General features: G+C 62.8%; 19 protein-coding genes. 4 read left to right on the forward strand and 15 right to left on the reverse strand.

All coding sequences use genetic code 11. The annotated features are described in order from the left end of the window. From HMPREF2528_RS08185 to HMPREF2528_RS08195, 3 genes are all read left to right on the forward strand, one after another. Positions 1–783 (forward strand): 3-oxoacyl-ACP synthase III (locus tag HMPREF2528_RS08185; RefSeq protein ID WP_246823920.1); only part of this gene is annotated, 783 nt, incomplete at its 5' end. A gap of 86 nt (positions 784–869) precedes the next feature. Next, the gene (locus HMPREF2528_RS08190) at positions 870–3,881 is read left to right on the forward strand and encodes an alpha/beta fold hydrolase (protein WP_070543709.1); all 3,012 of its coding nucleotides are present in this window, start codon (positions 870–872) and stop codon (positions 3,879–3,881) included. Positions 3,882–3,914: 33 nt separating this feature from the next. Beyond that, positions 3,915–5,141, forward strand: a complete 1,227-nt coding sequence (locus tag HMPREF2528_RS08195) for an NAD-dependent epimerase/dehydratase family protein (RefSeq protein WP_070543710.1) — start codon at positions 3,915–3,917, stop codon at positions 5,139–5,141. 177 nt (positions 5,142–5,318) lie between these two features. On the opposite strand, the gene mutM is transcribed toward HMPREF2528_RS08195, so the two are convergent. The 14 genes from mutM to murA form a co-directional block, all read right to left on the reverse strand. Next, positions 5,319–6,377, reverse strand: a complete 1,059-nt coding sequence (mutM, locus tag HMPREF2528_RS08200) for a bifunctional DNA-formamidopyrimidine glycosylase/DNA-(apurinic or apyrimidinic site) lyase (protein ID WP_070543711.1) — start codon at positions 6,375–6,377, stop codon at positions 5,319–5,321. A gap of 75 nt (positions 6,378–6,452) precedes the next feature. Beyond that, positions 6,453–7,142: a ribonuclease III gene (rnc, locus tag HMPREF2528_RS08205; protein WP_012903342.1), complete on the reverse strand. Its 690-nt coding sequence runs from the start codon at positions 7,140–7,142 to the stop codon at positions 6,453–6,455. A 16-nt stretch (positions 7,143–7,158) separates the two neighbouring features. Next, a complete protein-coding gene (gene rpmF, locus HMPREF2528_RS08210; protein WP_005505656.1) occupies positions 7,159–7,362 on the reverse strand; it encodes a 50S ribosomal protein L32 in 204 nt (67 codons plus the stop codon). A gap of 30 nt (positions 7,363–7,392) precedes the next feature. After that, positions 7,393–7,995, reverse strand: coding sequence for a YceD family protein (locus HMPREF2528_RS08215; RefSeq protein ID WP_371326312.1), 603 nt, complete (start codon positions 7,993–7,995; stop codon positions 7,393–7,395). 223 nt (positions 7,996–8,218) lie between these two features. Then, positions 8,219–8,695, reverse strand: coding sequence for a pantetheine-phosphate adenylyltransferase (gene coaD / locus HMPREF2528_RS08220; RefSeq protein WP_070543712.1), 477 nt, complete (start codon positions 8,693–8,695; stop codon positions 8,219–8,221). A gap of 105 nt (positions 8,696–8,800) precedes the next feature. Further along, complete coding sequence (gene rsmD / locus HMPREF2528_RS08225; RefSeq protein WP_070506062.1) at positions 8,801–9,460, reverse strand: 16S rRNA (guanine(966)-N(2))-methyltransferase RsmD; 660 nt, start codon at positions 9,458–9,460, stop codon at positions 8,801–8,803. Positions 9,461–9,570: 110 nt separating this feature from the next. Next, the gene (locus tag HMPREF2528_RS08230) at positions 9,571–13,230 is read right to left on the reverse strand and encodes an ATP-dependent DNA helicase RecG (protein WP_083297894.1); all 3,660 of its coding nucleotides are present in this window, start codon (positions 13,228–13,230) and stop codon (positions 9,571–9,573) included. Then, positions 13,227–14,567, reverse strand: a complete 1,341-nt coding sequence (locus HMPREF2528_RS08235) for a DAK2 domain-containing protein (RefSeq protein WP_070543713.1) — start codon at positions 14,565–14,567, stop codon at positions 13,227–13,229. Before HMPREF2528_RS08235 ends, HMPREF2528_RS08230 begins: the two co-directional genes overlap by 4 nt. A gap of 313 nt (positions 14,568–14,880) precedes the next feature. Beyond that, complete coding sequence (locus HMPREF2528_RS08240) at positions 14,881–16,236, reverse strand: thiamine-phosphate kinase (protein WP_070543714.1); 1,356 nt, start codon at positions 16,234–16,236, stop codon at positions 14,881–14,883. A gap of 78 nt (positions 16,237–16,314) precedes the next feature. Beyond that, on the reverse strand, positions 16,315–17,982 hold the full coding sequence (locus HMPREF2528_RS08245) for a PT domain-containing protein (RefSeq protein WP_070543715.1): 1,668 nt from the start codon (positions 17,980–17,982) through the stop codon (positions 16,315–16,317). A gap of 530 nt (positions 17,983–18,512) precedes the next feature. Further along, positions 18,513–19,631 (reverse strand): D-alanine--D-alanine ligase family protein, encoded by a 1,119-nt coding sequence (locus HMPREF2528_RS08250; protein ID WP_070543716.1) that lies wholly within the window; start codon positions 19,629–19,631, stop codon positions 18,513–18,515. 225 nt (positions 19,632–19,856) lie between these two features. Beyond that, a complete protein-coding gene (locus HMPREF2528_RS08255) occupies positions 19,857–20,975 on the reverse strand; it encodes an NAD(P)H-dependent glycerol-3-phosphate dehydrogenase (protein ID WP_070543717.1) in 1,119 nt (372 codons plus the stop codon). Between the two features lie 102 nt (positions 20,976–21,077). Further along, the gene (locus HMPREF2528_RS08260) at positions 21,078–21,935 is read right to left on the reverse strand and encodes a lysophospholipid acyltransferase family protein (protein WP_070506053.1); all 858 of its coding nucleotides are present in this window, start codon (positions 21,933–21,935) and stop codon (positions 21,078–21,080) included. Then, the gene (murA, locus tag HMPREF2528_RS08265) at positions 21,935–23,368 is read right to left on the reverse strand and encodes a UDP-N-acetylglucosamine 1-carboxyvinyltransferase (RefSeq protein ID WP_012903332.1); all 1,434 of its coding nucleotides are present in this window, start codon (positions 23,366–23,368) and stop codon (positions 21,935–21,937) included. Before murA ends, HMPREF2528_RS08260 begins: the two co-directional genes overlap by 1 nt. Positions 23,369–24,059: 691 nt before the next feature. Between murA and HMPREF2528_RS08270 the strand changes: the two genes are divergently transcribed. Then, complete coding sequence (locus HMPREF2528_RS08270) at positions 24,060–25,508, forward strand: hypothetical protein (RefSeq protein WP_049349034.1); 1,449 nt, start codon at positions 24,060–24,062, stop codon at positions 25,506–25,508. Positions 25,509–25,699: 191 nt separating this feature from the next. On the opposite strand, the gene leuD is transcribed toward HMPREF2528_RS08270, so the two are convergent. After that, positions 25,700–26,293 (reverse strand): 3-isopropylmalate dehydratase small subunit, encoded by a 594-nt coding sequence (gene leuD / locus HMPREF2528_RS08275; protein ID WP_005505627.1) that lies wholly within the window; start codon positions 26,291–26,293, stop codon positions 25,700–25,702. Positions 26,294–26,308 lie beyond the last annotated feature (15 nt).

The raw sequence follows: 26,308 nt of genomic DNA on the forward strand, positions 1-26,308 counted from the left end.
ATTGACCGTTCCCAGATTGGCCTGCTGATTAACGCTTCGGTGACTCGCGATAACTTTGAGCCCGCCGTTTCGGTGGGTGTGCATGACCGCCTGGAGTTGCCGCGTCACGCCCTGAACTTCGATATTACGAACGCCTGCCTGGGCTTCGTGAACGCGATGACTGTCGCCTCCACCATGATTGATGCGGGCGCTATCGACTATGCCCTGATTGTCGCTGGCGAGGACCCCTCCCCGTGGCACCGTACCGCGGTGCGCATCCTGAACAACCCCGATTCGACCCGCGAGGATGTGCTGGCTCAGTTCGCGACCCTGACCCTCGGTTCGGGTGCGGCAGCGGCTGTGATTGGTCGCGCTGACCGCCACCCGGAGGGCCACCGCATCGTTGGTTCGGTGTCCCGCGCGGGCACTGAGCACCGTAACCTGTGCATCGGTGGCGAGGCGGATCAGGGCATGAACACTGACGCCGAGGGCCTGCTTAAGCACGGCCTGGAGCTGGTGGCGCAGGCCTGGGAGCAGGCGCATCAGGACGGCTGGGAGTGGAACGACATGACCTCCTACGTGACCCATCAGATTTCTAACGCCCACACGAACGCCATTATTGAGGCGGTCGGTATTAAGCGTGAGCGCATCCCCTTGACCTTCCCGAAGTGGGGCAATGTGGCTGCGGCGGCTCTGCCGATGACTCTCGCCGAGTGCGCACCGACTTACAAGAGTGGCGACCGTATTCTGTGCATGGGTGTGGGTTCTGGCCTGAACACTGCCCTACTTGAGATTCAGTGGTAACCCGTTAGCCGGCAGCCCTTAGCCGGCAACCTATAGCTTTTGTGCGGTAGACATTCACCGATTCGATCCGGAAGGATTCCCCCAGCATGCGCCATTTGAACTTCCCTAAGGCTCAGCCTCCCTACAATCCGGAGGAATGGGCGGGCGTGAACCCGCGCTACTCCCACCTTCTGGAGGTGCCCACCTCCGCCCCCATTGAGCAGCGGGCGCAGCAGGCTGGCGCGCGCCGCTGGCACTACCTGGATAACCTTCCGGTGCTGGTCGAGCAGGGTTTGGAGCCGATTGGCACGATCCTGTGCGTGCACGGTAACCCGACCTGGTCGTACCTGTGGCGTACCGTGCTGGATGCGGGCGTGAATGAGCGCGCCCCGTGGCGTGTGGTTGCGGTTGATCAGATTGATATGGGTTATTCGGAGCGCACCCACCTGGATTTGGAGGGTGAGCGCCGCACCCTGACCGACCGTATCGCTGACCTGGGTGATTTCACGAAGGCGCTCGGTCTGGATGAGACCGATAAGCCGCTCGTGACCCTCGCCCATGACTGGGGTGGGCTGGTGTCCTTTGGTTGGGCGCTGGAGCATCGCGAGATTCTTTCGGGCGTGATGCTGACGAACACCGCGGTCTACCATGACGGCATTGAGAATATCCCTGCCGCCCTGCGCCTGGCGTTGGGAGTGCACGAGTGGGGTACTCACGATTCGACCGCATTTATTGATGTGACCTTGGGTTTGGCTCAGAATGAGGGCCGCCTGCCCGCGCCGGGTTCTGCCGGTGCCGGGGCGCTTGATGGTGCCCTGCCGCAGCCGGTGGGTCAGCAGCCCAAGCGCCTGTACCCGAGCCCTCTGAACGAGGCGATTTACCGTACGTACCGTGCGCCGTACGCTCATTCGGCGTGGCGTGAGGGTGTGCGTAATTTTGTGGGCGATATTCCGACCGGCACCGATATTCCTTCCTATACGCCGATGCAGCGTATTGCCGAGCAGATCCGTGACCTGGACGTGCCCGCGTTCTTCCAGTGGGGCACGAAGGACCCGGTGTTCCAGCGCCGCTACTTGTTCGACCTGATGGAGCGCATGCCGCAGGCAAAGGTGCACCGCTACGAGAAGGCCTCGCATCTGGTCATTGAGGATTACGATATTGCCTCCCCCATGATTTCGTGGCTTGCGCAGACTTTCGGCACGCTGGAGGACGGCATGCTGGTTCCGGCGCGTAATGCGGAGGCGGAGCATCGTGCCGCCCGCGCACGCCGCCACGGTCTGACTACCGGCGAGGGCGCTGCCGCTGAGGGCACTGCCGCTGAGGGTGCTGTTCCCGCGGCGTTCCGCCCCATGCTCGCAGCCCTGACCGAACGCGCCAATGATGCCTCCACCGCCGTGGTGGACATGGACCCCAAGGGTGATGGCACCTCCGTTTCTGTGACCCTGACCTGGGCTGAGCTGAACCAGCAGGTCAACGCCGCCGCGACCCGCCTGCATGCTCTGGGTGTGCGTCCGGGCGACCGCGTGAACCTGATGGTGCCTCCGGGTGCCCGCCTGACCACCCTGATTTACGCCTGCATGAAGCTGGGCGCTGTCATTGTGGTGGCTGATACCGGTCTGGGTATTCCGGGTCTGACTCGCGCGTTGAAGGGCGCTAACCCGAGCTTCCTGGTGGGTATTCCCGCCGCGCTCAGTGCCGCCCGTACCCTGCTGTGGCCGGGTGTGCGTATTTCTGTGGAGCCGCTGGGTTCGGTGCAGGAGAAGCTGTTGGGCGTTGCCGGTTCGGTGTTTACCGCGCCCGCCGCTGACGGTACTCCGGGTGCGCCGGTGCCCACCCCGACCGTGGTGGAGTTCCCCTCCCCCGTGCCGGATGCTGATGCGGCGGTGCTGTACACCTCCGGTTCGACCGGCCCGGCTAAGGGTGTGGTGTACACGCAGCGTCAGCTGGCGGGTATGCGTGATGCCATTGCGAATACGTACGGTTTTGCGCCCGGTAGCGGTCTGGTGGCTGGCTTCGCGCCGTTTGCACTGTTGGGCCCGGCGCTGGGTGCTACCAGCGTGACCCCGACGATGGATGTGACCCGCCCGAAGACTCTGACGGCTTCGGCATTGGCGTCGGCTGCGGCGGCTATTGATGCGTCGGTCGTGTTTGCTTCCCCCGCCGCCCTGGTGAATGTGGTGGCGACCGCCGATGAGCTGAACGCTGAGCAGCGTGCGGCGTTGGCCAAGGTTCAGACCGTGCTGAGTGCTGGCGCGCCGATTCCTGTGCCACTGCTGGAGGCGCTCTCCGCCCTGGTGCCGAACGCCTCCCTGCACACCCCGTACGGCATGACCGAGGGTCTGCCGGTGACCGATGTGTCTTTCGAGATGATTCGTCAGGCGATTGCTGAGGGCACCCCGAATGCTGCCGGTGAGGTGCTTGACCCGTTCGCCCGTGACGGCGTGTGCGTTGGTTTTGCGGTGTACGGTGCGGCGGTGGCTATTGCGCCGCTGCTGCAGGACGGTTCGGTGGCGGATGAGCTGACCCATGAGCCGGGTGTGACCGGTGAGATTCTGGTCTCGGCACCGCATGTGAAGGACCGCTACGATACCCTGTGGGTGACTGAGGAGCAGTCCATTAGCACTCCGGGTTGGCATCACACCGGTGACGTCGGGCACCTGGATGCTTCGGGTCGCCTGTGGGTTGAGGGTCGCCTCGCGCACGTGCTGCTGACTTCGCAGGGTGTGCTGACCCCGGTTGCGGCTGAGCAGTCCGCCGAGTCCCTGCCGGAGGTGCGCCGCGCCGCCCTGGTGGCGGTGGGCCCTGCCGGTACTGCCGCTCCGGTGCTGGTCATTGAGGCGTCCGCAAATACTGCCGCTTTGGAGGCGCGCCAGTCGGCATCCTCGTTCAAGCGTGCCCTGCTCGATCGCGTGCCCGGCGCTCGCCGCTTCCCCATTGCGGAGGGTGTGGCACCCTTCGAGCTGTCGCAGCTGGTGCGTCAGAAGGTTGCCGAGGATACCGGCGTGGAGCTTGCCGCGGTGCTGGTGGTGCACGAGCATCCGACCGATATTCGCCATAATTCGAAGATTGACCGCCCCGCCCTGGGTGAGTGGGCGTCGAAGGTCCTTGCGGGGGCGTAAGCGCCTGCCGGATCCCTAAGTCTAAGGAGTATGATGTCCCCTCATTCTTCGCGTGAGTCCTCTTCCCATGAGCCCTCACCCCGCCTGTCGACTGCGCATGCGGTGACTTCCCCGACGGCTCGGTTCCGCAAGCCTGCGCAGCCGCTGGCGGCACGCTACACCGATCCCGCCCCGCGTTCGCTGCGCCCGGTTGAGGAGCCCGATTTTGCGCCGCGTATTGGCGAGCGCATCCTCTTTACCGGCGCGAGCGGCCTACTGGGTCGTGAGAGCGTGCTGGCGTTGTTGCGTGCCGGTTATGATGTGCGCGTTTTTCAGCGTGGTGATTCGGGTATTGCGGCGCTTCTGCCCGATCTGATTCGCCCGCGTTTTGAGCAGGTGCGCGGCGATATTACGAACGCGCAGGCTGTGGATCTGGCGATGACCGGCGTGAATGGCGTGGTGCATGCCGCGGCAAAGGTTTCGGTCAGCGGCGAGTGGGCTGACTATGAGCGCATCAACATTGAGGGCACCCGCACCATGTTGCAGGCGGCGCTGAACCACTCGGTGCGCACCTTCCTGTACATTTCTTCGCCCTCGGTGGCGCACGCGGGATCTTCCATCGTGGGTGACGGCGCCGGCGTGGCATCCCCGGAGCACGCGCGCGGCAACTACGCCCGTTCCAAGGCGGCCGCCGAGCTGCTGGTTCTGGAGGCGAACGGCACGCCCCTGCCCTCGGGCGGGGTCATGCACACCGGCGCGTTGCGCCCGCACCTGATGTGGGGTCCGGGCGATACCCAGCTGGTGGAGCGTATTCTGGAGCGTTCCGCCACCGGGCGCCTGCCGCTGCTCTCTGGCGGTACGGGCCTAATTGACACACTCTACATTGATAACGCCGCGGATGCGTTGGTGCGCGGCTATCAGCGCCTCGACGCTTTTGCAGGCAAGGCGCTGGTGGTCACGAACGGCCAGCCGCGCACTATCGCTGAACTACTGGGTGGTTTCTGTGAGGCGGTGGGCGTTCCCGCCCCGCGCTTCTCGGTTCCGGCGAAGGTTGCGGCCCTGGCGGGTAAGGTCATTGAGCGCGTCTGGGAGCGTCTGCCAAAGAACGTGACCGCCGGTGATGAGCCGCCGATGACGGAGTTCCTCGCCGAGCAGCTGTCGACCGCACACTGGTTTGATCAGCGCCGCACCCGTGAGTTGCTGCAGTGGGAACCCGCCGTGTCGATTGAAGAAGGCTACGAGCGTCTGGGCTTGTTCTACGGGGACAGGTACAAGCGATAGGTACAGCCGCCAGTTGCTTCTTATCGGGGTGGCTTTCGGGCTGGCTCCCCCGCCCCTGTTTTATACAACTGAGGTTTAAACGAATGACGGCGTAGCTACATCCCCCGTATGGGAGGAACGTGGCTACACCGTCATTCGCATATCTAGCGTGAGCTTGTGCCTGTCGTGAGCCTTTATCTAGCGAGAACGCGGCGCCCGCTGGCAGTGCGGGCAACGATAGGACGAACGGTTCTGGAACGGTTCGCGCACCATCAGGGTTGTGCGGCCCGCCTCCGCGCAACGGTGGCAGGGCTCCCCGGCACGGCCGTAGGCGTTCAGCGAGCGCTCAAAGTAGCCAGACTCCCCCAGCACGTTCACGTACAGGGCGTCGAAGCTTGTGCCGCCAGCCGCCAGGGACTCGCGCAGTACCTGCGTGACCGCCTCCAGCAGTTCGCGGGTTTGCGCGGCACTGAGGGTGCGTGCGGGCTTCGCGTAGTGCAGCCGCGCACGCCACAGCGCCTCGTCGGCGTAGATATTGCCCACGCCGGAGATCACCGACTGGTCCAGCAGCACCTTCTTAATGCCGCTGGAGGTGCGCAGGAACTTGCGGCGCACCGCTGCGGGGTCGAAGAATTCGTCCAGCGGGTCGCGGGCAATGTGCTTGACCGCTTCCGGTACTAGAAAACGCTCCGGTACTTCATCCAACGGTACTTCACCCGGCGCTACTTCATTCGTTGCAACCGTTGCGGGTACGTCCGGCACCAGCGGACTGAGGAACATGCCGCCGAAGATGCGCTGATCTACGAAGAGCAAGCGCTGCCCGGTGCTCGCCCGGTTGGCGCTCACCATGCTACCGGTAGCTCCCGCAGTGCTGGTAGCTCCCGCCGGTCCTAGCTCGAGCGCCACACGCAGGTGCCGCGGCTGCTCGTCAAAGGCCGCGCGAGCCTCCGCATCATTACCCGAGTCACTGCCCGGCTCATCGCGCACGAGCAGCTGACCGCTCATACCCAGATGCACCACGAGCGCCTCGTCGGCAAGCGCGCCATCCGCCTCGCTCAGGGTCAGCCACAGGTACTTGCCGCGGCGGTAGGCACCGCGCAGCGTCCTGCCGGTGAGTGCCGCCTCAAAGTGTGCGGGACCGGGCAGGTGCCTGCGTAGCGAACGGGCATCAACCACGCGCACCGCCCGCACGGGCCGACCCAACGAATGGTCGGCTAGACCTGCGCGAACGGTTTCCACCTCGGGCAGTTCGGGCATGGTTCCCTCCAATCAGCGGGGCTGCAGAATCAAGAGCCCACAGAGCTAACAGACCTGCAGGATGCTTGAATGAGCCTAAACCAGAACGCGGTACGCCTGCTCAGCAGCAAGGCGCTCCGCCTCCTTCTTGCTCGGACCCACACCGGTACCGGCCTGCTGGTTCGCCACAATAGCGACCGCAGTGTACACGCGCGCGTGATCGGGGCCCTCGCCGGTGACCTCGTAGCGCACGTCTCCCCAACCGCGGGCGGTGGCAAGGTTCAGCAGCTCGGTCTTCCAGTCGCGTCCAGAGTTCAGGACCTTCTCATCGTCGAGCAGCGGCGCAATCAGGCGCAACACCAGGTCACGAGCCGCCTCGCGACCGCACTCCAGGTAGGTCAGGCCGAAAATCGCCTCCATGGTGTCGGCAAGGATTGAGTCCTTATCGGCGCCGCCGGTGTGAATCTCGCCCTTACCGAGCAGGATGTACCTGCCCAGATCCAGGTCGCGTGCCACCTTCGCCAACGCCACCGTAGACACCACCACGTGGTGCAGCTTCACGAGCTCACCCTCGGGCAGGTCGGGGTAGCGTCGGTACACTTCTTCAGCGATCGCCAGGGAAAGCACCGAATCGCCCAGGAACTCCAGGCGCTCATTATGCTCCACTCCGGGGTTCTCGAAGGCGTAGGAGCGGTGGGTTAGGGATAGCAAAAACGTCTCGGCGTCGATATCGACTCCGAGACGTTTACGCAACTCCCTAGTATCAACACTAGGAAATTCAGTCATAAGGATTCACCGCTTCTTAGGCGTCTGCAACCTTACGGCCCTTGTACTCCAGGAACAGGGCGTTGCCTGCAGCGTCGGTTACAACCTTTGCCTGGTGGGGCAGGCTGTAGGTCACGCGACCGTTTTCAACGGTCTTAACCAGCTGGGGCACGGATGCCTTCCACTGGGAACGGCGTGCGCGGGTGTTAGCGCGGGACATCTTGCGCTTGGGAACAGCCACAGCTATCTCACAATCTCTAGTAACAACAATTTAGTTTTCGGTATCTGCACCGAGCAGGCCCTGTAGGGCCGACCAGCGCGGATCCAACACCTCGTGATGATGCCCGGGGTCATCCTCCAGGCGCGCACCGCAATCGGCGCACAGACCCTGGCAGGTATCCCTACAAACAGGCTGGAACGGCAGTTGAAGGATTACTGCGTCCCGCAGAGCCGGTTCAAGGTCGATGGAATCATCCTCAACGGCGTACTGCTCATCTACTTCGTCTTCGGGGCCGCCAGCCGGGGCCTTCTCAAAGACGAAAAGCTCTTGAATATTGGCCGACATCTCGTAATCAATCGGATCCAAGCAAAGGCTACACTCGCCGTGTACATCCACGACAACGGAGCCGGTTACTAGGATACCATCAACAACAGACTCCATACGAATATCGAGGTCAATATCCGAACCCTCTTCCACGCCGATGAGCGCGTTACCCAGGTCTGCCGGTGCGGGCAGAACCTCAGTGAGAGTTTCCATGGTGCCGGGGCGGTGAATCAGGTTAGTGACTGATACAACCAGCGGCGATGCGTCTGCACGTGAAATGGCGTTTCTCCTTACGAAATGTATAAACCAAAGTCCCATTCTAGGGGTCATTCGCACCGTTAATCAAGATTAAGCCCCTTTTAAATCTCTTTAAGTGGCGCTCACCTCTTAAATATCCCCTTAAGGAGGCGCCGCGCGGCACATAACCAGCCGGCCGGAGCATTCCAGAGGTAATTAAGCGTCCGGCCGGCGGCGCAGTTTGCTGCGCCGTGTGCGTGTCGGGCGTGTCGGACGGGTGCGCATCCGGGTTGGCCCGGGCTGATGAGGCGTTTATCTAGGCGTTTTTCAGGGCGCGGGCGACCGCCTCCGGCACGAAGGGAGTCACGTCACCACCCAGCGACGCCACCTCACGAATAATCGTGGACGACACCGCACCGTAGCGGTCCTCACCCGCTAGGAACACCGTCTCAACCTGCGCCAGGTGGCGGTTCATGCTCGCCATCGGAGCCTCATAGCTGTAGTCCGTCGCCGAACGCAGACCCTTCACCAGCACCTTCGCACCACGCTCCGCCGCGTACTCGGCAAGCAGCACGTCCGGCGGAATTGGCTCCACGCTCGCACTCTCAATGCCGAGCTCCTGCAGGGACTCACGCACCAGCTGCACGCGCTCCTCCAGGGTAAAGCGGTACTTCTTGGAGCTATTGTGCGCCACGCCCACGATCACCTTGTCAAAGAGCTGAGCGGCGCGGGCAATGATTTCCAGGTGGCCGTGGTGCACGGGGTCAAAAGATCCGGGGCAGAGGGCAATCATGGCGGTCCCTTCACGAATAAATATCAGAGGTTGGAATGAGTAGATGCGGGCGAATTTAGGATGCGGGTGAGCGCAGGCTGGGGGCAGAAAGGTCGGGCGGCGATTTTAGGCGGCTAGCTCTTCAGCGTCCTCGCCAGATTCGTTGCCGAACTCGTCGCCCGCCTGCTCCTCCACCTCGTCAGGCTCCACATAGTAGAGAGCCGTCTCGCCGTGCTGACGGGTCGAAAAACAGTACAGGCCCTCGCCCCACACCGGCTCCGCATCGCGCGAAGAACGCTCCACCACGACCACGGCACCCTCGGCAAGCTTGGGGGTGAGCGCCTCCAGCAGCTCACTGACCTGCTCATTCGGCATGGCGTAGGGCGGGTCAACAAACACCAGATCCCACGGCCCGGAGGCGGACTTCACGTAGGTCAGCGCCTGAGACTGCTGCACGCGCGCCGCAGAACCGGTAGCACCAGAAGAACCGGTGCCGGTGCGGCCCATCGCCTTCTCCACCGCGGCAACGTTCTTACGAATCACCGCAACAGCCTTCGGGTAGGTATCCAGCAGAGTCACGGAGGCGGCACCGCGTGAGAGCGCCTCGCAACCCAGCGCACCCGAGCCGCCGAAAGCGTCCAGCACGCGGGCGCCACGAATAATGTCGTAGCTCTCCAACTTGGAGAAGAGGGATTCCTTCACCCGGTCGGTGGTCGGGCGAGTATTATCCCCCGGAACCGAAGCAAGGCGAACGCCTCCGGCAGCACCGGAAATAATACGGCTCATAGGGTCTCTCCTCTGAAGTAGTTAACAGCTAGGTAGCTGCGGTTTTGGTAAGCGATGGGCGGGGCGGGCTGGTGAGCAAGGCGGGCAGAGCACTCACCCCTGCCGGGTACTTATCCCCTGCCGAGAAACGCCTCACGGTCAGCGTCCAGGGCACGGTCAATCGTACGCGCCAAAGACGGATGCTTAGCCAGCGTCGGGTCCTTCTCCACCACCGAGCGGGCATCCTCGCGAGCACGCTCAATAATGTCGGCATCGGCGAGCGCCCGCAAGAACCGCAGGGTGCTCTTCGAGCCCGATTGTGCAGCACCCAGAATATCACCCTCGCGGCGCTGCGCCAGGTCGATGCGGGAAAGCTCAAAGCCGTCCGTGGTGGAGGCGACCGCATCCAGGCGCTCGCGGGACACGCCGCCCTCCTCCTGGCGGGTCACCAGCAGGCAGGTGCCCGCGTAGCCGCCGCGACCCACACGACCGCGCAGCTGGTGCAGGCCCGAGATGCCGAAGCGGTCGGCGTCCATGATGATCATGAGCGTGGCGTTCGGGACGTTCACGCCCACCTCAATGACGGTGGTGCTGATGAGCAGGTCAATCTCACCGCGCTCGAAAGCGGTCATGACGGCGGTCTTCTCCGCCGGGTCCATGCGGCCGTGCAGGGTGCCGATACGCACGCCGACGAGGGCGTCCTCGGCGCTCAGGTAGGAGTACATTGAGGCGACCGAGGTCAGCTGAACCTTGCCGTCGCTACTGGCGCTACCGCCCTGACCGAAATAGCCCTGGGCAGAGTTGCCCGCGCCCCCACCGGTTCCTGCACCGTTCAGGTTGGATGCGCCAAAGAACGCGGCGCCCTCCTCCAAGCTGTCGCCCTCCTCCCCGATTTTGGGTACGACAACATACACCTGGTGACCCGCGTCGATTTCTTCGCGGGCGCGCCTCCACAGCCGGGACGCCCAGGCGGGCTTCTCGGCAAGGGGCACCACGTGGGTTGAGATTTTCTGTCGGCCCGCGGGCAGGGTGTCGAGCACGGACACGTCCAGGTCACCGAACACGGTCATGGCGACGGTACGCGGAATGGGCGTTGCGGTCATGACCAGGCGGTGCGGCAGGGCGCCGTCAGTGCCGCGCAGGCTGTCGCGCTGCTCCACGCCGAAACGGTGCTGCTCGTCCACGACGACCAGACCCAAATCGTGGAAGCTCACCTCGTCGGAAAGCAGGGCGTGGGTGCCAATCACAATCTGGGCGGTGCCGTCGGCGAGCTCCTGCAGTACCTTGCGCTTGGCGCGGGTACCCATGGAGGCGGTCAGCAGGCGCACACGCACACGGCAGGGTTCCTCCCCGCTCCCCGCGGGAGCTCCCTCGGCAGAACCGGCGGCAGAATCATCAGCGTCAGAGTCTTCGGGCGCCGCCATATCCCCCAGGATGTCCAGCACCGAACGCAAATGCTGCTCGGCAAGCACCTCGGTCGGGGCGAGCATCGCGGACTGGCCGCCCGCATCGGCAACCTGCAGCATGGCGCGCAGAGCCACCACGGTCTTACCGGAACCCACATCACCTTGCAGCAGGCGGTTCATGGGCGATTCACTCGACAGATCGGCGGCAATCTCAGCGCCCACCTTCTGCTGCCCCTCGGTCAGCTCGTAAGGCAGAACCTGAAGCAGTCGATCGGCGAGGCCGCCCTCCACGGCGGGGCGCGGCTGGGTCAGGTGCGCGGCACGCACCGAATGCAGGCGGGCGAGCGCGCTCTGCAGCACGAACGCCTCGCGGTAACGCATCTGCGCCTGCGCGGCACGCCAGGTGTCCTCCGAGTCGGGGGTGTGTAGGGCGCGGTACGTCCACTCCAGCGAGGGCACCTTGCGGGCGCGACGAATCGTGTAGGGTACCGGGTCTTCAAGTTCTTTGAGCGGCACCTTTTCGAGCAGCTGCGCCATGTAGCCGCTAATGCGGTCGGTGGGCAGCTTCACGGGGGCGCGGTAGACGGGCACGGGGGCGGTGGCGGCGTCGGTGACGTCCGCGCCGGAGGCGTCCTTCGAGAGCAGGGCGTAGTGTGGGTTGGTGAGGGTGTATTCGCCGCGGTAGATGTCGACCCTGCCCGAGAACATCATGGTTTCACCCTCGCGGATTTCCCGGGCGGCGGTCCAAGCGTTGAAGAAGGAAAGCTTCATCTGCGAGCCGATGAGCGCACCGGGGTTCGTCATACTGGGCGCGGGCACGCCAAAGAGGCCTCCCTGCGCGAAACTATCCTGCGCAAAACTGTCCTGCGCGAACGAATCTTGGCCGTAGCTATCTGCGTAGCCGCTGTAGGAGGCGGGTTGCGCTCCCCTGCCCTGTGCCGGGTTCTGGGCAGCTGGGTTCTGCGTGGAGTTAGCGAGCGCATTAATGCGCGGGTTGTGCATCCCGGTCGCCTGCCAGCTCTGCGCGGGCACGCCGGATACTCTGGATACGCTGGATGCGCCGGGGCGGTTAGCGCGCCCGGGCACCACGGATACAGGACCGCCAGCCCCAAAACCGGCAGCCCCAAAACCTGCGGGTGCGTCCTGCCCGGTGGCGTCGGAGAGCCGGTCGGTGATGGTCACTTCCGTGATTTTGCCGCGGCGCGCCGCCATGGTTCGAGTGCTCACGTGCACCACGCGGGCGATGATGGTGACGTCCTGGCCTTCAACGAGTTCGGCGAAGGAGCTGAGCTCGCCGCGCGGCAGGTATTTGCGCGGGAAGTATTCGAGCATCTCCCCGACGGTGTGCAGGTCCAGGTGCGTGGCGATTGCCTTGGCGCTGGGTGCGGGAAGGTACTTTTTGAGCGGCGCGTTTTCGATGCGGTCTTCGGAGGCGTAGCGCGCCAGGGCACGGCTCTTAGCCTCCGCGGCGGCTGATGCGGGCTTCTCAGCCGCAACCTTCGCAGCGGTTGTTTTCTTCGCAGGAGCAGTCTTCTTCGGCGCAGTTTTCGGCTTTGCAGGGGTTTTCGGCGCTGCGGTTTTCGATACCGAGGCTTTGGAAGCGGGAGCTTTCTCTGCGGGCGCAGTCTTCTTCGCTACAGCCTTTTTGGGCGCAGGCTTTTCAGCTTCCGCCTCGGGCGCGCTCTTCTTCGGCGCAGGCTTCTGCTCGCCCTTTTCGCTTGCCTTCGTTACCTTTTGCGGGCGCGCCGAAATATCCCGCGCGGCAGTTTCGCTCTCCTGCGGGATCGGTTCGTTCTGAGTTAGTTCCTTCTGAGCCAGCTTCTTCTGAGCCGGCTTCTTCCGGGCGGGTGCTTTCCGTGCAGGTTCCCCCGGCTGATGTACTTCCGGCTGTTTTAAATCCGGTTGCGTTGCCTGCCGTGCCGCCAACGCAATATCGACCAGCTCGTAGATAGCGTCGTCGGTCATGGTGTGCGCGGCGGGACCCAGCGAATGTTTGAGCGTCTTGAGTGCCTTACGGTAGGGGGCGCTGGCGCGCTGTGCCGCGCGTTCGCTCAGCTCGGCGCGGTTCACCTCGCCTCGGGCGTAGGCGGCAAGATCGCGCACGGTCAGCTCGGCGGTGGTGCGGAGCTGCTCATCGCTCAGTAGCGGCGCATCCTTTTTCCGCTGCCGAGCTCGGGTCGCGGAATCAGCACGGGTCGCAGAACCGGCACGGGCAGGCTCCACAACCGTTGAATCTACGGACTCAGAATCTACGGGCTCACTCTGCGCTGCCTCAGCTTTTGCAGGCTTAGTATTTGTCGGCTTAGTTTTGGCGGGAGCAGGCTCAGGAAGCCCCAAGTCCAGGGCTTCCTGCTGCGGATTTACGGAACGTCGGGCGGGGCTCATGCGCCGCCCTCCGCACCGCACGCGTGGTCGGCGTGACGACCATCCGCCAGGGAGGAAATACGCTCATCTGACCACTGACCGTAGCCCATGATCAGCTCGCGGGCGGGGTCGATGTCGGGAACGTGCACGTGCAACGCCCAGAGTCCAGCCGCCATGTCCAGGGGCGTAATGAGCAGGCTGTCACCTATGGCTTCAAGCTCCGGGCGCAACTGCGCCAGGGCGAGGGGCTCGCAGGTCAGCGTACCCATGAGCTCCCAGCCGCTCTGCCCCGCGTGTTCTGCGTGCCCGACAGGTTCAGCGCCCGCCTGTTCAGAACCCACTCGTGCCGCAGAACCGGCTACAGAAGTCACACCGGCAGAGGGCGCACGGAGCATGGACTCTACCTGCGCCTCGCTCAGAGTTGCGCCCTCCCAACGCGGGTTGGAGTACACCACGGCAAGGTAGAAGCCGAGCGCGCCGGCATCCACGAAACCAGCAAGCTCAGGCGAGGGAGGGAACTGCGCGGTACGTTCCAGGGCGGCACGCATCAGCGCACGTCGACGCTCTTTCAGCACCTCGTCAGCAACTTCTGCGTCCTGCGATGCATCATAGTGTGCGTCCAGGCGGGCGAGCTCCACCATAACCGACAGCATCGTGGAGGGCACCATCTGCTCCCCCACGCTGGCGCGAATACGCTCAGCCGCGAACGCCATCGCGCGCGCCTCAGCGTGGGCGTACTCCAGCTTCACTTCGCGGTGCTTCGGCAGGGAACCGCCAGCCAGCACACGTTCGTAGTCTGCTTCCAGAGCGCGCACGAGCGGCAGCTCATCGCCTGCGTCGCCGAGCTCCTGGGCGAGGTTTCCGGGCAGGAACCAGTAGCTACGCACCGCCTCCAGCGCCCAAGCGCAGAGCAGAGTACCGGAGTTGCCGCGCGCCACGCGGGATGCGCGCATAATCGCGTGCTCGTAGATTCCGCCCAGCTGAATCCACAGGTGGGCGAGGGTTTCTTCTTCGGAGGCGCCCGCCGCCTCGGGCACGCACGCGCCCTCCCCGCCGGGAATTTCGCCAGCGGGAAGAACCTCGCTGGGCAGAACCTTACGGGGCAGATCCTCACTGGGCAGAACCTGTTCCATGCCCCGCTCAAACTCTTCGGTCAGGGTCAGCAGGGTGTGGGCAATATTGGAGCCGGTGTCCTTATCGGGCACGGGGAACCCGTTGAGTTCGTTGAGCGCCTCGCGGTAGCGTTCGATGGTGGTGCGGGCGGCGGTGGACCACGCTACGCCGAAGCGGTAGGCGCGCACGCAGGCGCGGCGGTAAATCTCGCGTTCTTCGGTGCGCTGGTTCTGTTCTGCGTTCACGCTACCCTCCTCGTCAGTTTCGTCAGTTTCGCGCGGTTCTCGGCTGAGTTCTCAACTAGTTCACGGCTGAGTTTTTGGCTAGTTCCCGACTGATTTCCCGGTTAGTTCCCGACTGATTTCTCAGTGCCCGCGGCACGGGCAGAATCCAGCCTATTTCGTACTTCTATTCTAGGCAATTTCGGTTAAATGTACGGTATTGCCCGTCGTCTATCCCGCGGGATGAAAGCACGGAGGATGAAAGCACGGACTAAACATACAAAACCGCACGCACCTCGCGGCACTCGGCAACATTCGGCAACACTCAGCGGAGCTCCTACGCGGAAGCCCCGTAGTGTTCCCAGCCCATACCGTCCAGGGAGCGGCCGTCCATCACGACCGCCGCGCCGGTCACCGCATTGTGGCGGCGCTCGGCACCGTAGAGTTCAGCGCTCAGACCGCGCTCCGGGGCGTCCGCCACGCAGGTGCCCAGGGGCACGAACTCTTCGGGTACCTCACCGGGGAAGGTCGCCAGCAGGCCGTGGTCTTCTCCACCGACCAGCACAAAGGTGCGCGCCAGGGATACGGGGCTCTCTCCCGCCTCGTTGCGCTCACCAATCGCCAGCAGCAGGCGCGCCAACGGTAGCAGCGGCTCGGCGAAAGCATCCACGGCGGCGCGGTCGAGGCGCATCTGCACCCCGGAGGCGGCGGCAACTCGCCCGGCGTCCTTGACGAGTCCGTCGGAAAGATCCAGCATGGAGCTTGCCTTATGCTGGCGTGCCACCTCACCGGCGGGGATGGAGCTGACCGGGTGGTGCTGTGATTCGACGGCGCGCTCGCAGACCGCAATCATGTGCGCGGCATCTTCGGGGGTGAGGGTGCGGGCGAGCTCGATGAGCCCCTCGGGAAGAGCAACAGCCGATCCCTCGCCCTGCTTTTCAATCTGCTTCTGAGCCCACGCCTGTCCCACCGCATCCAGCGCCGCTTCGACTTCCTGGCCTGCGGCGATGGCACGCAACAGTGCCGTGGCGGGCAGGGAGAGCGGGTTGAGTAGCAGGCGCAGACCGGCATCGGACCAGGCGGTACGCCCCGCCAGGGCGATAGTGTCACCGGGGCGCGCGCCGGAGCGTAGCACGGCGCGGTCCGTGTAGCCGAGGGCGGTAACGGTCACCGACATTTCGGTGGAGTCGCCAATATCGCCGCCGCCAATCACGCATTCGGTGGCTCCGCAGGCGTTGATTCCGTCCACAATGCCGTGGGCGAAGCCGTCAATCCAGCCGTAAGGAGTGCTACCGGGCAGGCTCAAGGAGATGAAGAGGCTCGCCGGGCGCGCACCCATAGCGGCAACGTCGGCGAGGTTCTGGGTCGCGGCTTTGCGCCCCACATCGTAGCCGCTACTGCGGGCGGGTTCCAGATTGAACTCACCGTCTTCGCCCGCCCGTGCGATACCGCCGGGCCAGAGGTTCATAAAGTCCTGGTCCTCAACGAGAGTGTCGGTGGTGACCACGGTACGCTGACCGGGCGCGGGCTCGGCGAGAACGGCACAGTCGTCGCCGGGGCCCACCTCGAGGGGTTCGATGCGCCCCGCCTGGCGTGCTGCAGCGGCAACCTGCTCGTTGTGGGCGTTGATAATCGGCATGAAAGCGCGCAGAACGCGGGACTCCCCCAGCTTTGAGAGAGGTGTCTCTCGCATGGGGTTGTCCCGCGTTTCGCTAAAAGTCTGAGGATTCACATCCTCTATTATCGCGTATTCTTACGCGTTATGTTTGCCTTATGCTCCGCGGCTGAAGTAGCGGATTGCCAGAGCAATCAGCACCAGACCGATGAGTGAGAAGAGGATCAGCGGTGCAATGCCGGAAAGTCCGGAATCGTCCGCGTCCGCATTCTTCACGGCCTGCTCCTGGGCGGCGTTCGCGCCGTCAGCCTTTGCCACGCTCTTTGCGGAGCGGCTGGCGCTAGCCGAGGTGGAGGAGCTAGGCGACTTCGAAGCCGATACCGAGCTTGAGGAGCTCGAGGGGCTTGCCTCATGGGAGTGGTCCTCGTCGGTCTTATTACGCGAGAGGTATCCAGCAACCCAGTCTGCCGCACCGGGGATGGAGTCATTCGAGCCGTTATTGGCTGCGATTCGTCCGAGGGTGGTGCCGCCAGAACGCAACGGATCGTCATCGTCGCCATCAAGCCTGTCGCTCGGTGCCTTGCTCGGTGAAGAGCTCGAAGATCCCGAAGAGGAACTTGAGGAGTCAGAGGAGCTGCCCGGTCGCGGAAGCTCAATGGAGATGACGACATCTTCCCCAGAGATTTCCTTACGGGTGCCGGGGGTGGTCACCGGGTTGTTCGCCGGAGGAATCGGAGCAACAGGTTCGGTCTCAATCGGGGTAACCGACTTGGAGTCCGAGCTGTCCTTGTTATCCTCTACCGGAGCTACGGGAGCTACCGGAATCACGGGGATAACCGCATCCTTGGTCGGCTCGTTAGTCGGATCCTGAACCGGGGCCGGGACTACCGGAACCTGAGAAGGATCCTGGGTGGGTGCCTCAGTCGGTTCCTGAGTCGGCTCGGGAGTTACGTCCTTGGTCGGTTCAGGAGCGGGCACCGGATTCGGTTCCGGAGCGGGGTCCTGGGTCGGCTCCGGGGTCGGTTCGGGAGTAGGTTCCGGATTCGGTTCCGGAGTCGGATCCTGAGTAGGCTCCGGGGTCGGCTCGGGAGTTACGTCCTTCGTCGGCTCGGGAGTAGGTTCAGGGGTGGGCTCTACCGTAGGCTCAGGAGTTGCATCCTTGGTGGGTTCTGCGGTGGGCTCCACAGTAGGCGCTACGGTCGGCTCCGGAGTGGGAGCAACAGTAGGTTCTGCCGTCGGCTGGACCGTAGGCTCCGCAGTCGGAGCTACAGTCGGCTCAGCCGTCGGAGTTGCGGTAGGAGCAACACTCGGTTCGGCACTTGCGCTAGGAGCTACGGTCGGCGTAGCGGTAGGTTCAGCGGTCGCATCCTTAGAGGGCTCTACGCTAGGACTCGCCGTAGCACTCGGGGTTGCGGTAGCACTCGCAGAAGCGGTGGGCTCGGCAGTAGGCTGCGCGGTAGCGTTCGGACTGGGCGTAGCACTCGCGGAGGGCTCGGCGCTAGCGGTGGGCTGCGCGCTCGAAGAAGCGCTAGGCTGAGCGGTGGGCTCTGCCTGCGCGTTGTCAGTCTTATTGTCCCCCTGTTTATCTCCCTGAGCGGTGGGCCATGCGCTCACGGTTGCGAGCGTGGGTACTGCCGCCTGAGAGGAAGATGCCGCGGCCGCGGCGGGGTCTTGGGTTTGTTCTGCGGTGGCGGCAGGGTTGGGCGGAACCTGAGACGCCGCCTCTTGCACATCTTGAGCAAATGAGGCTACGTAAGGGCTTCCGGAAGCAACCAGTGCTGTCGCCAGACTCGCAGAGACCACCTTACGGTTTCGTTTTCCCAAAGGTTGTCCTTGACTTTCTGATACGTTGTGAGTGAATAGATACCCAATCGCTAGGGCAGATTGGATATACCTTCATCTATTCTACCGAATCGGCTTTTTCTTCATTACTCATTTTAGCGCTTTCATACCAATCTTTGAGCTTCAAGATGTGCAACGACCATCAACAACATCTTTTCATTACCTAGAAGCATCATTTCATGCACTTGTGAGCAGAATTACGTTTTGCCTTATCAATACCACTTTAAAACTTGCACTCCACCGTCCAAGCGACCCCGAGGCGAATGTAAGTGATTTTTCTCATGAGTGAAAAACGAGCGATTCTCATAAGCTTTTTGGGGCTCAATACGTACCAATTACCCTTCCCACAAAGGCATTAACTTGCCCACCGCGCAAAAAGCGCCCCGGCGCGAATCCCTCAAGAATCCGCACCGAGGCGCCTTACAACAGGGGCTACTCCCCGCCGTTACGTATTCAATTGCTAAGCGCAGTCAAAACGACGGTGCGCCCAAGAACTAACGCAGCCTCAAGAACTAGCGCAGACCCAGGGGTCGTTCCATCGCCAGGGTCAGCAGCTCGCTAATCAGGTCAGTGTAAGAGATGCCGGTGTTCTCCCACATGGTCTTGTACATCGAAATCGGAGTAAAGCCGGGCATGGTGTTCACCTCATTGATGACCAGGCGGCCATCCTCGGTGTAGAAGAAGTCCGCACGCGACAGACCCTCGCCATCCAACGCCAGGAACGCCTTCACAGCCAGCTCGCGCAGACGGTCCTGCACGTCCTGCGGCAGGTTCGCCGGGCACACGGTCACAGCGGAAGACTCAGAAACGTACTTCGCCTCAAAGTCGTAGAAGCCGTGGTCCTCGTCCACAACCTCAATCTCACCGGGGTAGGATGCGCGGGGCATCTCGCCGTGGTGGCCATCGAGCACAGCGCACTCAATTTCGCGGCCCACAATACCCGCCTCAATAATGATCTTCGGGTCGTGGCGGCGCGCCTCTTCAATCGCGGGCACGAGCTCCTCCACCGAATCCACCTTGGTAATACCGAAGGAAGAACCTGCACGAGTCGGCTTCACAAACATGGGGAAGCCCAGCTTCAGCACGCGCTCCAGAATCTGCTCGCGGTCCTCGTGCTCCCACTGGCGGTTGGTGATGACCTCGTAGGGGCCAACCTCCAGGCCAGCAGACTCGAAAGCAACCTTCATGAAGTGCTTATCCATACCCACAGCGGATGCGGTCACACCACAACCCACATAGCGCAGGTCAGCCATTTCCAGCAGGCCCTGCACGGTGCCGTCCTCACCGAAGGGGCCGTGCAGCAGCGGGAACACAACGTCCACCGGTGCGGTGCGGGTAACGTTACCCTCAGCATCCACCAGGGTCAGGCGGGAATCGCCGGCACCCATCGGCAGGAACACCTGCTGGGTACCCTCGGGGAACTCTGCGGTACCGCGAGTGCCAGCAGTCAGGTCGGCGAGCTCCTGCTCGTCAGTCAGATACCAGCGGCCGTCACGGGTAATGCCGATAGTGATGACCTCGTAGGCGGTGCGGTCAATGGCGCTCAGCACGCCAGCGGCGGTAATGAGCGAAATGGGGTGCTCGGAGGAGCGGCCACCGCACAGCAGGGCGACGGTCTTCTTCTCGGTCATATATTTCTCCTAGTCAATGTTCCCCTACCCTCAGGTCCGGAAGGTGGAACGGCAATGCGTCAATAATCCTAACGCACGAATACCGTCGCGGTCACTGATGCGTTTCTCACGCACCGGTTTTCCGCAACGGTATCCGTCCTCGGATGTCTACATTCAATCTTCTTCTAGTATGTCCTGGCACACAACCCGAATCAAGGGGTGCCAGCACACCAGAAAGCTTTAACCTTAGTGGCTCTCGTGCTTGAGGCGGCGACCCAGCAGCTGAGGCGCCAACTCCTCAATGCCAATACGGCCCGAAAGCACAGCCACCACAGCCTCAACAATGGGCATCTCCACGCCGTGACGGCGAGCCAGCTCAGCCACCACGGGCGCCGACTTAATCGACTCGGCAGTCTGGCTCATGTGCTCGTGCAGACGGTCAGGGGTAATGCCCTGGGCCAGCAGGCGGCCCGCCGTGTGGTTACGAGACAGCGGCGAAGAGCAGGTCGCAATCAAGTCGCCCATGCCAGCAAGACCGCTCATGGTCGCAGCCTCGCCGCCCAACGCCACCGCCAGGCGGGTAATCTCCGCCAGGCCGCGCGTCATAATGGACGCCTTCGAATTATCGCCGTAATTACGGCCCTCGCAAATACCCACGCAAAGCGCAATCACGTTCTTCACCAGGCCGCCAATTTCGGTACCCACCACATCCGTGTTGGTGTACGGGCGGAAGTACGCGCACGCAATCGCGTGAGCAACAGACTCAGCCACCGGCAGGGTACGAGCCGCAACCACGGAGGCGGTAGGCTCCTCCCCCATGATTTCCTTCGCCAGGTTCGGGCCCGAGAGCACGCACACGCGGTGCGGAATATGACCGATCGCGCGCACATCAGCACCGCGCAGAGCCATAGCCTCTTCCAGCTCCTCGGTAATGACCTGCGACATGCGCAGACCCGTACCGGTCTCCAGGCCCTTCGCCAAAGACACCAGCATGGCGTTCGGCTCAATATAGCGGGCGAAGCTCTGCAACTGCGAACGCAGAACCTGCGCAGGCAGGGCAAGAACCACGATATCGGCGCCGGTCAGCGCCGCGGGGGCATCCGCCGTGAAGTGCATGTTGTCCGGCAGCTTCATTCCCGGAAAATAGCGGGCGTTCTCGCGGGTGCGCTCGCACTCAGCCATCACCTGCTCATCACGACCAATGAGGGTCACACGAGTGTCATCTCCACGCTCACGGGCAGCATCCGCCGCGATCTTAGCGAAAGCGGTGCCCCAGCTACCGGCACCCAGCACCGCAATAGACTGTACGGTTGCCGGAGGGGTAAATTCAGGGCTTGCTGCGGGGGTGCGTCCAAAGAAAGTCACGAAAACACCAGCCTCTCTTCCTTGTGAGGTCCTTGGGTGAGCCACCGAAGGCGCCCGGTCGGGCACCTATCGGTGGCTCTCATATGATTCCCAGCGGGAATACTACTTTTCGTCCGGTTCGCCGAGTGCGCCACCGACCGGACCGGAGGGGGTGCCGGGGGCTTCACGACGCTTAGTGCGCGGATTCCAACGCCCCTCAGGAGCCTTCTCGCCGCGGATTTGCTCCAGCTCGGCGGTAATAGCATCCAGCATGGCGTCGGTGACCACGCCCAGTTCGGTGCGGGTGTGCTTAGCCTCGGGGCTGGTGTCCTCAACGAGGGAGGCAATATCCAGTGCCTTGCCAACCTTCACGCGGACGGTCTTGCGCGGGAACAGCGAAATCTTACGCTTCTCCTTGATGCGGCCGTCCTCGCCGGGCTCATCCACGTAGCCGAGAATCTGCTCATCCCCCCAGTGCGCCACCGGGAAGACGGGCGCGCCGGTCGCAAGAGCCAGACGAGCCGCACCGGTACGCGCCTGCATGGGCCACAGTTGCGGATCGTGGGTGGTGGTGCCCTCCGGGAAAATCACGACGGCACCGCCAGCCTCAACAATCTTGCGGGCGGTAATCAGGGACTTACGCGCATCCACCGAACCGCGAACCACTGGAATATGCGCGAGCTTGCGCATAATGTAGCCGAGCACGGGTGCACGGAAGAGCGAATCCTTCGCCAAGAAGCGCGGCAGGGCGCCCTCAACGAAAGCAGGGAAAGCCACGGTCACCGGGTCAAGCTCGGTGGTGTGGTTAGCCACGATAATGTACCCGCCGCTCTTGGGCAGGTTCTCACGGCCGGCAATCTCAACGCGTGCGATGAGCATGTACAGCCCGCGCGCAGCGTTACCGAGCACCTTGTACAGAGCATCGCCGGAGGCGGTGGGCTCAATCTCAGGCAGAGCCTGCTTTCCCTGCTGTCCGCTCACTAGTCCTGAACCTCAACTTCCTCGGGCTCAACAACGACGATTGCCGCATCGGGCTTGGGAGCCTTCGACGCCTTGCGTGCCAGCACCTCAAAGTTGGCACCCAGGCTCTTGAGCTTCTCCTCAAAGTTCTCGTAGCCGCGAGCAATCAGCTCAACACCACTCACGTGAGAGGTGCCCTTAGCGGCCAGAGCAGCAATGATGTGGGAGAAGCCGCCGCGCAGGTCCGGAACCTCAATGTCGGCACCGGTCAGCGGGGTGGGACCAGAAATAATAGCGGAGTGGCCGTAGCCCTTACCCTCGAAACGGCAGGGTGCGCCGCCCACGCAATCACGCATGACGACAATATCTGCGCCCATCTGCTTCAGGGCGTTGGTGAAGCCGAAACGCTCCTCGTACACGGTCTCGTGCACGATGGATGCGCCCTTAGCCTGGGTCAGCGCCACGACAAGGGGCTGCTGCCAGTCGGTCATGAAGCCGGGGTGCACGTTGGTCTCAAAGACGATGGGCTTCAGCTGAGCACCGGGGGTGTGCTGAGCCGGGTGGGTGAAGCGGATACCTTCGGCGGTCACCTCGTACAGGCCACCCATCTTGCGGAACTGGTTCAGGAACGCGGTCATATCCTTCTGATCTGCGCCGCGCACGAAAATGTCGCCGCCGGTAGCCAGAGCTGCAGAAGCCCAGGAAGCGGACTCGTTACGGTCGGGCAGGGACGTGTGATCGTAGCCGGTCAGCTCGTCCACGCCCTCAATGACGATGGTGCGGTCCTCGTTAATGAAGATGATGGCGCCCATCTTCTGCAGAACAGCAATCAGGTCAATAATTTCGGGCTCAATCGCTGCATTGCGCAGGATGGTCTTACCCTTAGCGCGCACACCGGTAAGCAGAACCTGCTCGGTAGCACCCACGGAGGGGTAGTTCAGCACAATCTCTGCGCCCTTCAGACCCTCTTCGGGAACAATCAGAGTGGTGCCGGTTTCATCATCCTTTTCAACGACTGCACCGAACTTGCGCAGAGCCGCCATATGGTAGTCGATGGGGCGGTCACCAATCTTGCAACCACCCAGGTTGGGGATGCGTGCGGTACCGAGGGTGTGTAGCAGCGGGCCCACCATCAGAATCGGGATGCGGGAGTTACCACCGAAGAGCTGAATCTCCTCTGCGTTCTTTGCAGCGGTGGTTGCATCCTGTGCGGGGTTGAGAGTCAGAACACCAGCGTCGCGGTCATAGTCGACCTTTGCACCGTGCAGCTCCACGAGGGTGGTAACGATTTCGACATCGCTCAGGTCAGGGACGTTACGCAGGGTCGAGGGGGTCGAACCATGCAGTGCTGCGACCATCGCCTTGGGCACCAGGTTCTTGGCGCCTCGAACGTGAACCTCACCAACGAGCGGAGTGCCACCTTCAATGCGAAGCTTGCTGATGTTCTCAGTCATTAAAAATCCTTTGTGGAGTCGGCTGGTTTAGGCCGAACTTTAACAGTGTGCCGATGCGCCGCGTTCTGTCGTGCCGCGCCCCTGCCGGTAGCAGGGCGAAACGGGCGCATATATTCATCATTATTCTAAGCCCTGCGTAAAGGTGCTCCAAACACTGAAGAACCTTTGGAACTCGTGACTGAGATTTTGCTCTGTTGTGTATGTGAAAAACCGCTCTGGCCCCCTCAGATTCAGAGCCAGAAAAACAAAAAGATACACAAACATTCACACTAATGCAAACATTTTCTGTTTCTTCGCCGAAATTTGACGTTAGTTTCGTCTTTTTAACGTCCGAATTTGAACTTGAGAGCAACCTCACCCCTACAATAACGTGCACACTCGTGCCCACTGAACGGCGCCTCCGCTCTCACGGAGGAGCCAATCAGCTCTACACTGCGGCATAGGCGCCGGCACCGACCTTGCACCCGCGCAGTACAGAGCCTCACGGGAGGGCGCGTGGCGTGCATTCACTGCATAAACCTTTGCGATGGTACCCAACCAAAACGGTTCGGCTTCCTGATTCACTTTAACTTCAAAAATTCACTTCAACATCACCGTAAATATTCGAAAGTCAACTAAAAACCAGGGCCCATCGCAACCAACCACAGGTCGCTTCGCGGCTGCATCCGCGAACTACCGGAGGACCCCAAATATGACACATCACAACACTGCATCACGCATTTCGCGCCGTCGCCTCGTACAGGGTGCGGCGTGGAGTGCTCCCGTTATCCTCGCCAGCGCAACCGTCCCTGCATGGGCGGCAAGCGGCGAGCCCACCTGCTCCCCCGCTCTGACCCTCAAGCCGACCGCAACCGGCTTCGACGACAAGGCTGGCGCATACACCGAATGGCTCGTCCCTGAAGGCGTTGGACGAGTACGCTTCGACCTCGTGGGAGGTGCCGGCGGTGCCGCATCTTCCTTCACTCCCCGATACCTGACCGACGTCACGAACGCGGCCCTGGCTGGCGGCGGTGCCGGTGCACAGCTCAGCGGTGTTCTTGCGGTCAAGTCCGGCGACATCCTGCGCGTCTGGGCGGGTAACGGCGGCGTCGGCTCCGCAGCCGGCGCACAGCCCGCACTCGGAGGCGAAGGCTACGCAGCAGGCGGCGACTCCACCGGCTCCAGCACCGCAACCGGCGCAGCGCAGGTAGTAGGCACCGATAGCGGCTACGTGTACGGCGCGTCCGGCGGCGGCTCCTCCGCGGTCGAGCTCGTCCGCGACGGCGCAGTCACCGTCGTAGCCGTTGCCGGTGCTGGCGGCGGCGGCGCGCAGCTGGGCACCCTCACCACCCACCAGAGCCTCTTCAACGCCCAGCCCAAGGATCAGCTGAACCCGGCACTGCGCGTGGCGCTGGACGGTCGCGATGCATCCACCACCGCAGGCGGCAGCGCGGGCGGCGACCTGGGCACCGACAACACCGGTCAGGGCGGCATGCTCATGGCAAGCCCCTACCAGGAGTTCAAGCCCCTCGACGAGGACGATAAGACCCTCGACATGCGTTTCATGGTCACCGGCGGTACCGCTGGTCGCTCCGGCGTAGCTGGCACCCTCGGTGAGGCACTGGCAGGCGTCCTCGACGAGAACAACGAGCTAAAGCTCATGCCCATGTCCGAATCCTGGTTCGACTCCTACGATTTCCCGCGCTACTACCGCTACGAGGGCGACTCCGTGAGTGATAAGGAAAAGGGAACCGGCGGTGCGGACGCTACCGGCTCTTACCGCGGTAAGGGCGGCTCGGGCGCGCTGCTCTCCCACACCTACGGCAAGCTCTCCCTCACTTCCGTAGCATCCGGTGGTGGCGCCGGCTACGGCGGCGGTGGCGCAGGCCTGAACATCTGGACCGTTGGCTCATACTACGAGGCCGTTTTCGGCCGTCAGGTGCAGTTCGAGGGCGAAGGCAACATCTACTCGCTCAGCGCTCTGAGCAGCGGCGGCGGCGCAGGCGGCAGCTACATTAACCACGAGGTGGTTTCTGACTTCGCTCTTGCCACCGCACAGAACGCGAACCCGACCGCGGGTGTGCGCTCCCCCGGTTCGGCGGCGCTGTACAGCTGCACCGAGAACGCAACCTTGAACACCCCCATCACTGAGGGTGCCTAAGCTCTAGGTCGTCAATAAATGTGCCTCCCCAGAAGCTGATGCTCCGGGGAGGCGCATTTTATATACGTGCCAAGGTTTTGGACGCAGAAAAGCTCAGGATGCAGAAAGCTCGAAGGCGGCAACTGTTTCAGTCGCCGCCTTCGAGCTTTATGTCTCTAGGGTTTAGAGCGCTCGGCTTAGAGAGTCCCTACTTAGAGTTCCTGAGTGCGGGGCATCCAGGAGGGGCGCTTCGCCTCGTACGCTTCAATAGCTTCGAGGTTCTGCAGGGTCAGACCGATATCGTCCAGGCCCTCCATGAGGCGCCAGCGCACGTAGTCGTCAATCTCGAAGGGAACAACCAGCGCGCCCACGGTTACGGTCTTGGACTCCAGGTCAACGGTGATTTCGGTGCCGGGCTCGTGCTCCAGCGCCTTCCAAATCAGCTCGATATCGTCCTGTGCAACCTGTGCGGTGACCAGGCCCTGCTTACCGGAGTTGCCGCGGAAAATATCGGCAAAACGAGCAGAGATAACGACCTTGAAACCGTAGTCGCGCAGCGCCCACACGGCGTGCTCACGCGAGGAACCGGTACCGAAGTCCGGGCCCGCAACCAGCACGCTACCGTGCTTGTAGGGCTCCTGGTTCAGGATGAACTCGGGGTCCTTACGCCAGTTAGCGAAGAGGGCATCATCAAAGCCAGTCTTGGTCACTCGCTTGAGGTAGACGGCGGGGATGATCTGGTCGGTGTCAACATTCGAAGAACGCAGCGGCACGCCAATGCCGGTGTGCTTAATAATGGGTTCCATAATGGCTCCTTAGCT

The organism is Rothia sp. HMSC078H08, assembly GCF_001808955.1.
Taxonomy (GTDB): Bacteria; Actinomycetota; Actinomycetes; order Actinomycetales; family Micrococcaceae; genus Rothia.